At 56.0% G+C, this 14,369-nt stretch carries 10 protein-coding genes; 5 read left to right on the forward strand and 5 right to left on the reverse strand.

Translation table 11 applies throughout. The annotated features are described in order from the left end of the window. Positions 1 to 111: 111 nt before the first annotated feature. The 5 genes from serS to lrp form a co-directional block, all read right to left on the reverse strand. Entirely contained in the window at positions 112 to 1,404 is a 1,293-nt protein-coding gene (gene serS, locus KW828_RS02640; RefSeq protein ID WP_218334865.1) for a serine--tRNA ligase, read from the reverse strand. 92 nt (positions 1,405 to 1,496) lie between these two features. Beyond that, complete coding sequence (locus KW828_RS02645; RefSeq protein WP_218334866.1) at positions 1,497 to 2,840, reverse strand: replication-associated recombination protein A; 1,344 nt, start codon at positions 2,838 to 2,840, stop codon at positions 1,497 to 1,499. Positions 2,841 to 2,848: 8 nt separating this feature from the next. Then, complete coding sequence (lolA, locus tag KW828_RS02650) at positions 2,849 to 3,460, reverse strand: outer membrane lipoprotein chaperone LolA (protein WP_218334867.1); 612 nt, start codon at positions 3,458 to 3,460, stop codon at positions 2,849 to 2,851. Between the two features lie 130 nt (positions 3,461 to 3,590). Further along, the gene (gene ftsK, locus KW828_RS02655; protein ID WP_218334868.1) at positions 3,591 to 7,379 is read right to left on the reverse strand and encodes a DNA translocase FtsK; all 3,789 of its coding nucleotides are present in this window, start codon (positions 7,377 to 7,379) and stop codon (positions 3,591 to 3,593) included. 120 nt (positions 7,380 to 7,499) lie between these two features. Beyond that, entirely contained in the window at positions 7,500 to 7,994 is a 495-nt protein-coding gene (lrp, locus tag KW828_RS02660) for a leucine-responsive transcriptional regulator Lrp (protein WP_002439523.1), read from the reverse strand. Positions 7,995 to 8,533: 539 nt separating this feature from the next. On the opposite strand from lrp, the gene trxB reads away from it, so the two are divergent. From trxB to infA, 5 genes are all read left to right on the forward strand, one after another. Next, a complete protein-coding gene (gene trxB / locus KW828_RS02665; RefSeq protein WP_218334869.1) occupies positions 8,534 to 9,502 on the forward strand; it encodes a thioredoxin-disulfide reductase in 969 nt (322 codons plus the stop codon). Positions 9,503 to 9,623: 121 nt separating this feature from the next. Next, the gene (gene cydD / locus KW828_RS02670) at positions 9,624 to 11,390 is read left to right on the forward strand and encodes a cysteine/glutathione ABC transporter permease/ATP-binding protein CydD (RefSeq protein WP_218334870.1); all 1,767 of its coding nucleotides are present in this window, start codon (positions 9,624 to 9,626) and stop codon (positions 11,388 to 11,390) included. Continuing rightward, complete coding sequence (gene cydC, locus KW828_RS02675; RefSeq protein ID WP_218334871.1) at positions 11,391 to 13,112, forward strand: cysteine/glutathione ABC transporter ATP-binding protein/permease CydC; 1,722 nt, start codon at positions 11,391 to 11,393, stop codon at positions 13,110 to 13,112. It abuts the gene before it with no gap. 40 nt (positions 13,113 to 13,152) lie between these two features. Further along, positions 13,153 to 13,857, forward strand: coding sequence for a leucyl/phenylalanyl-tRNA--protein transferase (gene aat / locus KW828_RS02680; RefSeq protein ID WP_218334872.1), 705 nt, complete (start codon positions 13,153 to 13,155; stop codon positions 13,855 to 13,857). Between the two features lie 282 nt (positions 13,858 to 14,139). Further along, a complete protein-coding gene (gene infA / locus KW828_RS02690) occupies positions 14,140 to 14,358 on the forward strand; it encodes a translation initiation factor IF-1 (RefSeq protein ID WP_002211347.1) in 219 nt (72 codons plus the stop codon). Positions 14,359 to 14,369 lie beyond the last annotated feature (11 nt).

The raw sequence follows: 14,369 nt of genomic DNA on the forward strand, positions 1-14,369 counted from the left end.
GCTAATACAAAGTGAGTATTACCCTTTTAACTAAAAGGGTTATTGTTCGGTATCAATGAGGTAATAAAAAAGCGCCCGCAGGCGCTTTAAAACGTGATGAGTGACGCACCATCAGCCGATGTATTCAAGGCCATTCATGTACGGACGCAGCACTTCGGGTACTTCGATACGGCCATCAGCCTGCTGGTAGTTTTCCAGCACGGCAACCAGCGTACGACCAACCGCCAGACCCGAACCGTTTAACGTATGCACCAGACGGGTTTTCTTGTCGGTTTTACTGCGGCAGCGTGCCTGCATACGACGCGCCTGGAAATCGCCCACGTTTGAGCACGAGGAGATCTCACGATAGGTGTTCTGCGCCGGGATCCACACTTCCAGATCGTAGGTTTTGCAGGCACCAAAGCCCATATCACCGGTGCACAGTATGATCTTACGGTACGGCAGGCCGAGCAGCTGCAACACTTTTTCCGCGTGACCGGTCATCTCTTCCAGCGCGTCCATGGAGTCTTCCGGACGAACGATCTGTACCATTTCAACTTTATCGAACTGGTGCATACGGATCAGACCGCGGGTATCGCGACCATATGATCCGGCTTCAGAGCGGAAGCACGGCGTATGCGCGGTCATTTTGATCGGCAGCGCGTCTTCGTCGATGATCTCATCGCGAACCAGGTTAGTCAGCGGCACTTCTGCGGTCGGGATCAGTGCATAGTTGCTGCTGTCTGCTTCTTCGTCCAGTGGACGAGTATGGAACAGATCGCCGGCGAACTTAGGCAACTGGCCAGTACCGTACAGGGTGTCGTGGTTAACCAGATACGGCACGTAGTTTTCGCTGTAGCCGTGCTGTTCGGTATGCAAATCCAGCATGAACTGGGCAAGAGCACGGTGCATACGCGCGATCTGACCTTTCATCACCACAAAGCGCGAACCGGTCAGTTTAACCGCAGCGGCAAAATCCAGGCCGTTGTGCATTTCACCCAGCGTCACGTGATCGCGCACGTCGAAATCGAAGGTGCGCGGCGTACCCCAGCGGCTGACTTCGACGTTATCGTTCTCGTCGCGGCCATCAGGGGCATCGTCGTGGGGAATGTTCGGGATCGCCAGCGCAATATCACGGATTTCTGCCAGCAGGGTTTCCAGCTCGCCTTTCGCGGCATCCAGTTCTTCACCCAGCTTATTCACTTCCAGGCGTAATGGCTCGATGTCTTCCCCGCGCGCTTTCGCCTGGCCAATGGATTTCGATCGCGAGTTACGCTCCGCCTGCAGGTTTTCCGTATTGACCTGCAGAACTTTACGACGCTCTTCGAGAGCGCGCAGTTTATCAACATCCAGCTTAAAGCCCCGGCGTGCCAGTTTTTCTGCGACTGCGTCTGGCTCGGTACGCAGCAGATTGGGATCGAGCATGCTTATCCTGTGCTTATCGAATTGAAAATTAGAGGAAGTGGCCACAGCCTGCAGCCACCAGAATCATGAATAACCTTACCGCAACGTCTCAGTTAGCGATAGCGTTTTGTGGGGCTTTTATGATCCTGTTCAGCCAGCCAGGCGAGCTTTTCGCCAATCTTGCCTTCAAGACCTCTGTTTGTCGGGTGATAATAGCGCGTTTGTGTTATTTCTTCGGGGAAATAGACCTCGCCCGCCGCATAGCCATTGGCTTCGTCATGGGCATAACGATACTGCTGACCGTAGCCCAACTCTTTCATCAGTTTGGTCGGCGCATTACGCAGGTGATCGGGCACGTCGTAATCAGGACGTTCACGCGCATCGGCCATCGCTGCCTTAAACGCGGTATAAACGGCATTACTTTTTGGCGCGCAGGCCAGATACACGATCGCCTGGGCAATAGCGCGTTCCCCCTCGGCAGGGCCGACGCGGGTAAAGCAATCCCATGCAGAGAGCGCGACCTGCATCGCTCGCGGATCGGCGTTACCGACATCCTCAGACGCAATAGCCAGGCAGCGGCGGGCAACATAGAGCGGATCGCCACCGGCGGTAATAATACGGGCATACCAGTAAAGCGCCGCATCCGGCGCGCTACCACGCACCGACTTATGCAGCGCAGAAATCAGATCATAAAAGCGGTCGCCTTTATTATCGAAACGCGCGCTGCGCTCACCAGCAATTTCCGTCAGCAGCGCGGGTTTCAACACGCGGTTGCCGCTGGCGTCCACTTCGGCCATATCGGCCATCATTTCCAGCGTGTTCAGTGCCCGACGGGCATCGCCGTTGACCAGTTCAGCGATGGCTTTGCGGGTGTCGTCCGGTAACACAATATTCTGTCCGCCGTAGCCCCGTGCCTTATCCGTCATCGCCTGGTTTAAGACTTCTTCAATGTCTTCAACGGTCAAAGATTTAAGCAGATAAACACGCGCACGGGAAAGCAATGCGGAATTGAGTTCGAACGAAGGATTTTCGGTGGTGGCACCGATAAAGGTGATAGTGCCGTCTTCAATATGCGGCAGGAAAGCATCCTGCTGGCTTTTATTAAAACGGTGCACTTCGTCCACAAACAGGATTGTGCGACGCCCGGCATTGCGGCTCTGTCGCGCACGCTCGATCGCCTCACGGATCTCTTTCACGCCGGAGGTGACGGCAGAAATACGCTCGACGTCGGCATCGGCATAACGGCCAATAACTTCCGCCAGCGTCGTCTTACCGGTACCGGGTGGCCCCCACAGGATCATGGAGTGCAAATGCCCGGCTTCGATTGCGCGCGGCAGCGGTTTACCAGCAGCAAGAAGATGCTGCTGACCGATATACTGCGCTAAATTTTCTGGCCGCATACGGGCGGCCAGAGGTTGAAACGTATTATCGGAAAAATCGAGCGTCAGATTTCCCACTCATGCCTCTACTTACGTTGGTCATCCACCGTCACGCCCTGCGGCGGGGTAAAGGTGAATTTCGACGGATCGACGGCCCCGTTCTGCTGGGATTTCAGTTGATAGCTACTGCGCTGATCGTCCTGCTCCACGGCGCTGAACTGATTAATGGTGCCGTTCTGGCTGACGTTAATGGTGAACTGCTTCAGGTTGCCGTTATTGCCTTTTGGCACCAGCACGAAGTCGTCACCATTTTGTTTAATGTTGTACTGCTGCCAGTCGCTTGCCTGGTTACGGGCAATCAACATAAACGGCGTATTGCCGGTGGCAGAGCTGAGATTAGTGGCTGTCGCCTGCTCAACAAACGGGTTGTAGAACCACAATGTTTTACCGTCGGACACCAGAATACTTTCGTCCGGCTGCGTCATGTGCCAGTTGAACAGGTTCGGGCGTTTCACCCATAAATCCCCCTGTCCTTCCTGCACTGCCGCACCACTCCCATCGGTCACTTTCTGAGTAAAAGTGGCGTGGAAGCTGCCGACTTTGTCGAGACGGCTTTTCAGATCGCTCGCGGCGTCAGCCCAGACGCTGCTGGCGGCGAAAGAAGTCAGTAATGCACAGGTGATGGCAATTTTTTTCATTGTTATTCCTTAAGTACGTCACTCCCCATCCGGGAGACTCTTCTGTCACTCACTGTAGGCCTGACGGAACGGCAGTGACAGAGGAAAATACTGATTTTTCGTTCGTTTACCCAACTTTGCAATCAAGGGATTAATCAAACGGCGGCGGTGCCAGCACTTCACGGTTACCGTTATGGCCCTGCTCGCTGACGATGCCCTGTGCTTCCATTTGCTCAATGATACGTGCCGCGCGGTTATAGCCGATACGGAACTGACGCTGTACGCCCGAGATGGACGCTTTGCGTTTTTCAGTCACGAAATTGACCGCCTGATCGAACAGTGGATCCAGCTCTTCACCACCATCAAATCCACCCGCGCCGCCTTCGCTTTCCGCATCGGAGGTAATGCCTTCGATGTATTTCGGTCGGCCACGCGCTTTCCAGTCCTGCACAACCGCATGAACTTCTTCATCGCGTACAAATGCACCGTGGACACGCACCGGCGCTGACGAGGAGTTAGGCCCGGAATAGAGCATATCTCCCATGCCTAACAGTGACTCTGCGCCCGACTGATCCAGAATTGTACGGGAGTCAATTTTGCTCGAAACGGTAAAGGCGATACGCGTCGGAATGTTGGCTTTGATAAGGCCGGTGATCACGTCCACCGAAGGACGCTGGGTGGCCAGTACAAGGTGAATACCTGCCGCACGTGCTTTTTGCGCCAGACGGGCAATCAACTCTTCCACTTTTTTACCCACGGTCATCATCAGGTCAGCGAATTCATCCACCAGCACGACGATATACGGCAGTTTCTCCAGCACCGGATGCGTGGCGTCCATGCTGTCACCAGGCTTCCAGTACGGGTCCGGGATCGGACGGCCCATACGCGCGGCCTCGGCGATCTTCTCGTTATAACCGGCAAGGTTACGCACGCCGAGCGCCGACATCAGCTTGTAACGTTTTTCCATCTCATTAACGCTCCAGCGCAACGCGTTGGCGGCGTCCTTCATGTCCGTTACTACTTCGGTCAGCAGATGCGGGATACCTTCATAAACCGACAGTTCCAGCATCTTCGGATCGATCATGATGAATTTGACGTCTTCCGGCTGCGCTTTGTAGAGCATGCTGAGGATCATGGCGTTAACACCGACCGACTTACCGGAACCGGTAGTACCGGCCACCAGCAGGTGCGGCATTTTCGCCAGATCGGCAATCACTGGCTCGCCAGAAATATCTTTACCCAGCACCACCGTCAGCGGCGAGGCGTTGTCGCGGAATTTATCGCAGTCCAGCACTTCACGCAGGTAAACGGTCTGACGTTTTTTGTTCGGCAGTTCCAGACCGACATACGGTTTGCCAGGGATCACTTCCACCACACGCACTGCCACGGTAGACAGGGAGCGCGCCAGATCGCGGGACAGATTGGAAATACGCGCGGCTTTTACCCCAGGCGCAAGATTCAATTCAAAACGCGTGATTACCGGGCCTGGTGAGTAGTTCACCACATCGGCTTTGATACGGAAATCATTCAGACGCGCTTCCACGAGACGAGCCATTTGCTCCAGCGCAAAAGTATCTACCGGCTCCGTCTCGGTTGGCGGCGGCGTCAGCAGATCCAGCGACGGCAAGCGGGTGGTCGGTTTTACCACCGGACGGCTGTCACCGTTACGCATCAGCAACGGATGGATCAGGCTGTCCTGCGGGGCAGGCTGCCGCGGTTGCTGATACTGCGGCGTCGCCACAGGCTGCTGGTACTGCGGTGCGGCAGGCTGCTGATAAGGTTGCGGCGCAGGGGCGACGGGCTGCTGGTACTGGGGCGCGGCAGGCTGTTGGTATTGCTGTGGTGCAGGGTTAACAGGCTGCTGATACGGTTGTGGCGCAGGCGCAGCTGGCTGCGATTCTGGCATCACCCCAGGCGTGAACAATGGCTCACTCGGGCCGTCATCAACCAGCGCTTTCATTGGGGAGAAGTCGAAATCTGCTGGTGAGAAAGGCGTTGCCCCGGCAGGCTGCTCGCCCGCATAGCGCTGTTGCTGGGTGGCGGCAAACTGACGTGCCAGTTCCGCTTCTGCTACCTCGTCGTCATTGACATCATGACTATCCTGATCGTGCTGATAGTCGTCGCCATAGCGGCTCTGCTGCGTGGACGCAAACTGGCGGGCCAGTTCATCCTGCTGCATCGCATCGGCCTCGTCCTCATGATCGTAATCCGTTTCACGGGCGCGTTCTTCCGCCATCCGCTGGGAAGGCAGTTTGATCCCGTAAGACGCCAGTTCACGGCGCGTCGGTACACGCACGCGGTTAGGACGCGGCAGGTGCGGACCAATGCCCTCTTTAACTTGCGGGCGTGGCGCGCCGCTTCCGGCAAGGCTGAAGACCGGCGCGGCAGCAGCAGCGGCGGTTGTTGCCTCATTAACACCCGCCGCTGCAGGCGTAATTGCCGGTGCAGGATCGACTGCAGGCATTGCAGGTGCAGGTGACGGCGCTGGCTTAGGCGCAGGCTGTGCAGGTTCCGGAATCGGCTGATACCAGGCGGCAAGCTGCTCGCGTTCACGGGCGCGCTTCTCTTCTACTTCTTCGAAGTAGTAAAGCGGTGGACGCGCAGGTTTCACTTCTTCCGGTTCCGGTATTGGTTCCGGGGCAACGGCCTGAGGCTCCGGTTGCTGCCATGGCTGTTGCTGTGGCGGCTCCGGTTGCTGCCACTGGGGTTGAACCTGTGGCGCCGGCTGCGGTGTTACTGCCGCATACGTTTCTGGTTCAGGATAGACTGGCGCCTGGGTTGCGTAATGATCATAGTCGTTAACCGGCGGCTGAGGAGGCTGATAATACGACGGCTCGTCCGGCGCAGCATAGTGTGCGGCAACAGGCTCTGGAGCGGTAACATACGGCGGTTCAGCCACTGGCTGAGACGGTGCCTGCATCACAGGTTCAACGGGCGCAGTCCAGGCCTGAGTAGCGGTGGTGGCGACGGCAGCAGCGGCAAGCGGCTCGCTGATGCTGTGACCGCTCAGTAGCGGATCGTATTCATCCCACTGCGGCGCACCGGTGGCTTTGTTACTGGAGAACAGCACGTCATCGGCATCGGCGGCGACGCCACGCGCGCTGTACTGAATATCGTCTTCATCGTCCATCCGGCGACCAGAGAACAGCGCCTCATCGGTTTTACGCCCTAATGGATTAGCAAATTTTTCGGCTACACGTTTACGACGCGCAAGGGCACCGCGCATGATACGCGCCCGGCGGGATTCACGTTGCACTGGGGCAATATCATCGTCGTAGTCGTCTTCGTCGTACTCTTCTTCGTCAACCCAGGTGTCATCACGGCGGGTACGGTTGCTGGCGAACGTCAGGATATTCAGGATGACGCTGCCGATTTTTTCCGCAATGCTCACCCATGACCAGCCGGTAAACAGCGTCAGTCCGGCGCCCCAAATGAAGAGCAGCGCAATGGTTCCGCCGCTGCTGTGCAGTAACGGCATCATCGCCGTGCTGAGCAAGCTGCCAATCACGCCACCGGAGGCAAAATACCAGATGTCATCAGCATTGATTGCGGCCAGACCACAGGAGGTAAGCACCAGCGCCAGCACGCCAATCAGACGCAGGGAAACCGCGAAATAATCGATGTAGTCTTCTGTTGCCCGGTGACGATACGTAAACCAGCACGCCCCGATGATGATCACCGGAATGGTGTAGGCCATCACGCCGAAGATAAAGAACAGCGTATCGGCCAGCCATGCGCCAGGCACCCCACCCAGATTATGGATAGGTTCATGCCATGCGGTCTGTGACCAGCTGGGGTCGGAAGGATTAAAGCTGAGTAGTGCCGCCATCAACCAGACGGCAAACAGGGCAACCAGAATCAGCAGTGCTTCGAGTAGCCGACGCCCGCTGCTTAATCTGGTCAGTGTGACTTCTTTGTCTTCAGTATATTCCTGGCTCAAGTAAGGCTCTCCAGGTCCTTGATGCTAAAACGGAGAACAGCGCCAGGTTGCCCCGGCACTGTTGCTGTATGGATTAACAGGAGTGTAATCAAACTACGCCGATATTGCACCTGTTCCGTGTTAGCGCGTCTTAATAACCAGACGATTGCTCTGTTTGACTTCTTCCATAACAACATAGGTACGGGTGTCATTCACGCCTGGCAGACGCAGCAGGGTTTCCCCTAACAGTTTGCGATAGGCCGACATATCCGGCACGCGTGTTTTCAACAGATAGTCGAAATCACCGGACACTAGATGACACTCTTGAATTTCTTCAAGTTTTTGTACAGCGGAGTTGAACTGTTCGAACACATCCGGCGCGCCACGATTCAGAGTAATCTCAACAAAAACCAGAAGTGATGCATCCAGATAGTGCGGGTTTAACAGTGCTGTGTAGCCCTGAATAAAACCCTGTCTTTCAAGCCGGCGCACGCGCTCAAGGCACGGCGTTGGAGAAAGTCCTACTCGCTTTGAAAGCTCGACGTTAGAAATACGCCCATCCTTTTGCAGCTCGTTAAGAATGTTACGATCGATACGGTCGAGATCTTTCCCAGGGCGCTTCTTGCTATCTACCATTATTATTGTCTCTCTGTATTCCTTCCCTACTCCTGCCTTGACCCTGTGCACTTCACTGTTGAGAGTCTTTGCCCGTCGGTTTATGCATCGCTGGTTATTGTTAGTTGCGCTACATATACCCGGGTTCTGTATTGAGAAGACCGTTGCCAGCGGCAGTTATTAATATCACGCATGGCGTCTGTCCACGCCGTGCGTCGATTTCAATAACCCGGTAAAATGGCATTTGCATGCATGAACTTGCATCATGCGCGAAACACTGCTTTTTTTCTTCCTCGAATGTTTTCGCAAATGCGCAGGGGATTGTCAAAGCAAAACATCTTTTTTTAGTACAACATGCCAGATATTCATCAACACCTCCTGGCAAACCTCATTTTATCGCCTTATAACCGGCCGAATTTCAGTAGATTTTATTATGAATCACCCTGTTGCGGGCGCTTCATCGGCGACACAAATCGTTAACATAGTCGTTGCACCCTTTTTTTACGTCCGTAAATTCCCTACAATCCTGCGCATTGTCCGCTAACTATAATGAGGATCTCATGGGCACGGCTAAACACAGTAAGCTGCTTATCCTTGGTTCTGGCCCCGCGGGTTATACCGCTGCGGTCTACGCTGCACGCGCCAACCTGCACCCGGTACTGATCACCGGTATGGAAAAAGGCGGCCAGCTCACGACCACCACTGAAGTGGAAAACTGGCCTGGCGATCCGCATGATTTGACCGGACCGCTGCTGATGGAGCGCATGCATGAACATGCGGCAAAATTCGAAACGGAAATCCTGTTCGATCACATTAATAAAGTGGATCTGCAAAACCGTCCGTTCCGTCTGACGGGCGACAGCGGCGAATATACCTGTGACGCGCTGATCATAGCTACCGGTGCCTCTGCACGCTATCTCGGCCTGCCGTCAGAAGAAGCGTTTAAAGGTCGCGGCGTCTCTGCCTGCGCCACCTGCGACGGTTTCTTCTACCGCAACCAGAAAGTGGCGGTGATTGGCGGCGGAAACACGGCCGTTGAAGAAGCGCTGTATCTGGCGAACATCGCCTCGGAAGTGCATCTGATCCACCGTCGCGATACCTTCCGTGCGGAAAAAATTCTCATCAAACGTCTGATGGATAAAGTGGCAAGCGGCAATATCGTGCTGCACACCCACCGTACGCTGGAAGAAGTGACCGGCGACCAGATGGGCGTCAGCGGTCTGCGTCTGCGCGACACGCAAAACAGCGATAACGTCGAAACGCTTGAGGTTGCAGGTTTGTTCGTCGCCATCGGTCACAGCCCGAACACCGCCATTTTTGACGGGCAACTGGAGCTGGAAAATGGCTACATCAAAGTGCAGTCAGGTATTCATGGCAACGCGACCCAGACCAGCATTCCGGGCGTCTTTGCCGCGGGTGATGTGATGGACCATATCTATCGTCAGGCGATCACCTCTGCCGGAACCGGCTGTATGGCCGCGCTGGATGCAGAGCGTTATCTCGACGGTCTGGCTGAAAACTGTAAATAATTTCAGCGAGTAAGGCACTTAATGACAAAGTAAAGAAGGCGACTATCAGTCGCCTTTATTGTTTCCTCGTTGTAACATTGCCGTGCATAAATTTACGGTTACTTTACCTGCTAAGCGCGCAATGAATAAAACCCGTCAACAAGAATTAACTCGCTGGCTCAAACAGCAAAGCGTTATTTCCCGTCGCTGGCTGATGACCTCCCGTATTCTGGGACTGGTCAGCGGTGTGCTCATCGTGGCTCAGGCCTGGCTGCTGGCCAGCATCCTTAACCATATGATTATGGAAAATATCCCCCGCGAGGCACTGTTACTGCCCTTTGTACTGCTGGTGCTGGTGTTTATTCTCCGCGCCTGGGTGGTATGGCTGCGCGAGCGCGTCGGCTTCCACGCCGGACTGCACATTCGCTATGAAATCCGCCGCCTGGTGCTGGACCGTCTGCAACAGGCCGGTCCAGCCTGGATCCAGGGAAAACCGGCAGGCAGTTGGGCGACGCTCATTCTTGAGCAAATTGACGATATGCATGACTACTATGCGCGCTATTTGCCGCAGATGGCGCTCGCCGCCAGCGTACCGTTGCTGATTGTTTTGACTATTTTCCCGATCAACTGGGCCGCTGCGCTGATCCTGCTGGGTACCGCGCCGTTAATTCCCATGTTCATGGCGATGGTTGGTATGGGCGCAGCCGATGCGAACCGTCGTAACTTTAAAGCGCTGGCAAGATTAAGCGGGCATTTCCTTGATCGCCTGCGCGGGATGGAAACGCTGCGTATTTTTGGTCGCGGTGAGGCGGAAACCGATAACATCCGGCAGGCGTCGCAGGATTTTCGCAGCCGCACGATGGAAGTGCTGCGCATGGCCTTTTTATCCTCTGGCGTGCTGGAATTCTTTACCTCCCTTTCCATTGCGCTGGTCGCCGTTTATTTCGGTTTCTCATATCTGGGTGAACTGAATTTCGGTCACTACGGCGCGGGTGTCACGCTGTTCGCCGGTTTCCTGACGCTGATCCTCGCACCGGAGTTTTTCCAGCCGCTGCGCGATCTGGGTACCTTTTACCATGCGAAAGCCCAGGCGGTGGGTGCTGCTGACAGCCTGAAAACCTTTCTCGAAACGCCGCTGGCATGGCCGGAGCGCGGCGAACGTACGCTGAGTACCGATGAGCCGGTGAGCGTGGTGGCCCGCGGTGCGGTGATTAAATCGCCGGAAGGCGCAATCCTTGCCGGACCGCTTGATTTCACGCTTTCTGCCGGGCAGCGCGTGGTGCTGGTCGGGCAAAGCGGTTCCGGGAAAAGTTCGCTGATAAATGCATTATCGGGTTTTCTTAGCTACGAGGGATCGCTGCAAATTAACGGTGTTGAACTGCGAGAACTCGAGCCATTGGCCTGGCGTAAGCAGCTGAGCTGGGTCGGACAAAACCCACAGCTTCCGGCGAACACACTGCGCGATAACGTGCTACTGGCCCGTCCGGATGCCAGCGAAGACGAACTGAATGCCGTACTGGACGCAGCCTGGGTGAGCGAATTTCTGCCGCAGTTGCCGCAGGGCATCGATACCCCGGTGGGCGATCAGGCAGCACGGTTATCCGTCGGCCAGGCACAGCGTGTCGCCGTCGCCCGTGCGTTGCTCAACACCAGCCAGTTGATGCTGCTGGATGAGCCGTCTGCCAGTCTGGATGCGCACAGTGAACAGCGGGTGATGCAGGCGTTAACTGCGGCCTCGTTACGCCAGACCACATTAATGGTGACACATCAGCTGGAAGGGCTGACCGACTGGGACAGCATCTGGGTGATGGAGAATGGCAGGCTGGTAGAGCAAGGCGACTACGCCACTCTCGCCGCCGCAGGCGGGCCTTTTGCCGCCCTGCTCGCTCATCGCCAGGAGGAAATTTAAATGCGCGCGCTACTTCCCTATCTTGCATTGTATAAGCGCCATAAATGGCTGCTGACGCTGGGCGTGGTGCTCGCCATTGTGACCCTGCTCGCCAGCATTGGTCTGCTGACCCTCTCCGGCTGGTTCCTGTCGGCCTCAGCGGTAGTGGGCGTCGCGGGATTATACAGTTTCAACTATATGCTGCCAGCCGCTGGGGTGCGTGGCGCGGCCATCACCCGTACCGCGGGCCGCTATTTTGAACGACTGGTCAGCCACGACGCCACCTTCCGGGTGCTGTCCCATCTGCGCGTGGCAACCTTCAGTAAACTGCTGCCGTTATCACCCGCGGGATTGGCGCGTTTCCGTCAGGGCGATCTGCTAAACCGCGTAGTGGCGGATGTGGATACCCTGGATCACCTTTATCTGCGCGTGATCTCGCCGCTGGTGGGCGCGCTGGTGGTGATCATCGTGGTGACGCTGGGGCTTGGCGTACTGGATGTGACGCTGGCACTGACCCTCGGCGGCATTATGCTGCTGACTCTGTGCCTTTTACCGCCGTTGTTTTATCGCCTCGGAAAACCGACCGGGGAAAAACTGACCAGCCTGCGCGGGCAGTATCGTCAGCATCTGACTGCCTGGCTACAGGGTCAGGCTGAGCTGACCATTTTTGGTGCCAGTCAGCGCTACCGTGAGCAGATGGAAAATACCGAATTAAGCTGGCATGACGCCCAGCGTCGCCAGTCTGAACTCACCGCCCTCTCTCAGGCAGTGATGCTGTTGATCAGTGGTTTTGCGGTGATCGCCATGCTCTGGCTTGCGGCTGGTGGCGTGGGTGGCAACACGCAGCCCGGCGCGCTGATCGCGCTGTTCGTCTTCTGTGCGCTGGCAGCCTTTGAAGCGCTGGCCCCGGTGACGGGCGCGTTTCAGCATCTCGGCCAGGTGATCGCTTCTGCGTGCCGCATCACCGAGATCACTGACTGCCCGCCGGAAGTGACCTTCCCTGCGGGAGAGTCGGCGGTGCCGGCCCAGGGAGATCTGCGCCTGAGTGCGGTGTCCTTTACGTACCCGCAACAGGTTCAGCCCGCGCTCAATGCGGTATCGCTGAACGTGACAGCCGGGCAGCGCGTAGCCATTCTCGGTCGAACCGGCTGCGGGAAATCGACGTTGCTGCAAGTGCTGACGCGGGCCTGGGATCCCCAACAGGGCGAGATCCTGCTGAACGGGCAGCCGCTGGCAAGCTTCAGTGAAGCCGCACTGCGGGCCGCCATCAGCGTGGTGCCGCAACGCGTTCATCTGTTCAGCGCCACGCTGCGCGATAACCTGCTGTTAGCCTCCCCCGCGGCAACCGACGAGGCGCTGGCGACGGTGCTGTCTCAGGTCGGCCTCGAAAAACTGCTGGCAGATGACGGGCTGAACAGCTGGCTGGGGGAAGGCGGCAGGCAGCTCTCCGGCGGCGAACTGCGCCGTCTGGCGATCGCCCGTGCCTTGCTGCATGACGCGCCGCTGTTTTTACTGGACGAACCAACCGAAGGGCTGGACGCCACGACTGAAAGTCAAATACTTGATTTACTTATCGATGTGACCAAAGATAAAACCGTGCTGATGGTCACCCATCGCCTGCGCGGCCTGTCACAATGCGATCAAATAATAGTGATGGACAACGGTGAAATAATTGAGCAAGGTAATCACGCAGCGTTAATGGCAAAACAGGGTCGGTACTACCGGTTTAAGCAACGACTGTAAATTTGAATCATTCCTTGTTGCGTTGTGGAGCGTTGTTGTCATGCGCCTGGTTCAGTTATCTCGTCATTCTGTTGCTTTTCCTTCGCCCGAAGGGGCGTTGCGTGAACCTAATGGGCTGTTGGCGCTGGGTGGCGATCTCAGCCCGGCCCGCCTGCTGATGGCCTATCAGCGCGGTATTTTTCCCTGGTTTTCACCGGGCGATCCTATTTTGTGGTGGTCACCGGATCCCCGCGCCGTCCTGAGGCCAGAACAGTTTCACCTGAGCCGCAGCATGGCCCGCTTCCATAAACGCTCCCCTTATCGCGTGACGCTCAACCACGATTTTGGCCGGGTGATCGAAGGCTGCGCCCAGGATCGGGATGAAGGCACCTGGATCACGCCGGACGTGGTGCTGGCCTATCATCGTCTGCATGAACTGGGTTATGCCCACTCCGTTGAAGTCTGGGAAGGTGATGAGCTGGTCGGCGGTATGTATGGCGTATCGCAGGGCACGTTGTTTTGCGGCGAGTCAATGTTCAGCCGTCGGGTTAATGCCTCGAAAACAGCACTTCTGGTGCTGAGCGCCGATTTTCAACGTCAGGGTGGCAAGCTTATCGACTGCCAGGTATTAAATGACCATACCGCCTCACTGGGCGCAGTGGAAATTCCCCGTCGGGAATATTTGCAACACCTGAATGCAATGCGTCTGCAAAAGCTGCCGTCGCATTTTTGGGTGCCACGGACGTTATTTATGCCCGCACGGTGAATGTTTTCGGCACATTTCCTATCAGAGTGTTATAATGGACGCGCAGAGTAGCTTCTGCCTGTTGCCCCGCCACCGTTTGGGACTAGCTCGAATCAGGTAACGCCCTCGTTTATCTTGTCGCTCCCCTTTACGTTCGCGCTTTATGCGCCGGTTTATGATGTGGGCAATACGCCAAGGTTACTTTGCTGCGTAATTATCCGCGCAAATCTTTACTTAACAGATGAATTTCGGCATTATCTTGCCGGTTCAAAAAATTTTGGTAGTGATACCCCCGAGGACTAGATGGCCAAAGAAGACAATATTGAAATGCAGGGTACCGTACTTGATACGTTACCTAATACCATGTTCCGCGTTGAGCTGGAAAACGGTCACGTGGTAACTGCGCATATCTCCGGTAAAATGCGTAAAAACTATATCCGCATTCTGACGGGCGACAAAGTGACTGTTGAGTTGACCCCGTACGACCTGAGCAAAGGCCGCATTGTCTTCCGTAGTCGCTAATAGCAATCGCT

The sequence above is a fragment of the Enterobacter sp. ENT03 genome (genome assembly GCF_019218745.1).
Taxonomy (GTDB): Bacteria; Pseudomonadota; Gammaproteobacteria; order Enterobacterales; family Enterobacteriaceae; genus Enterobacter_D.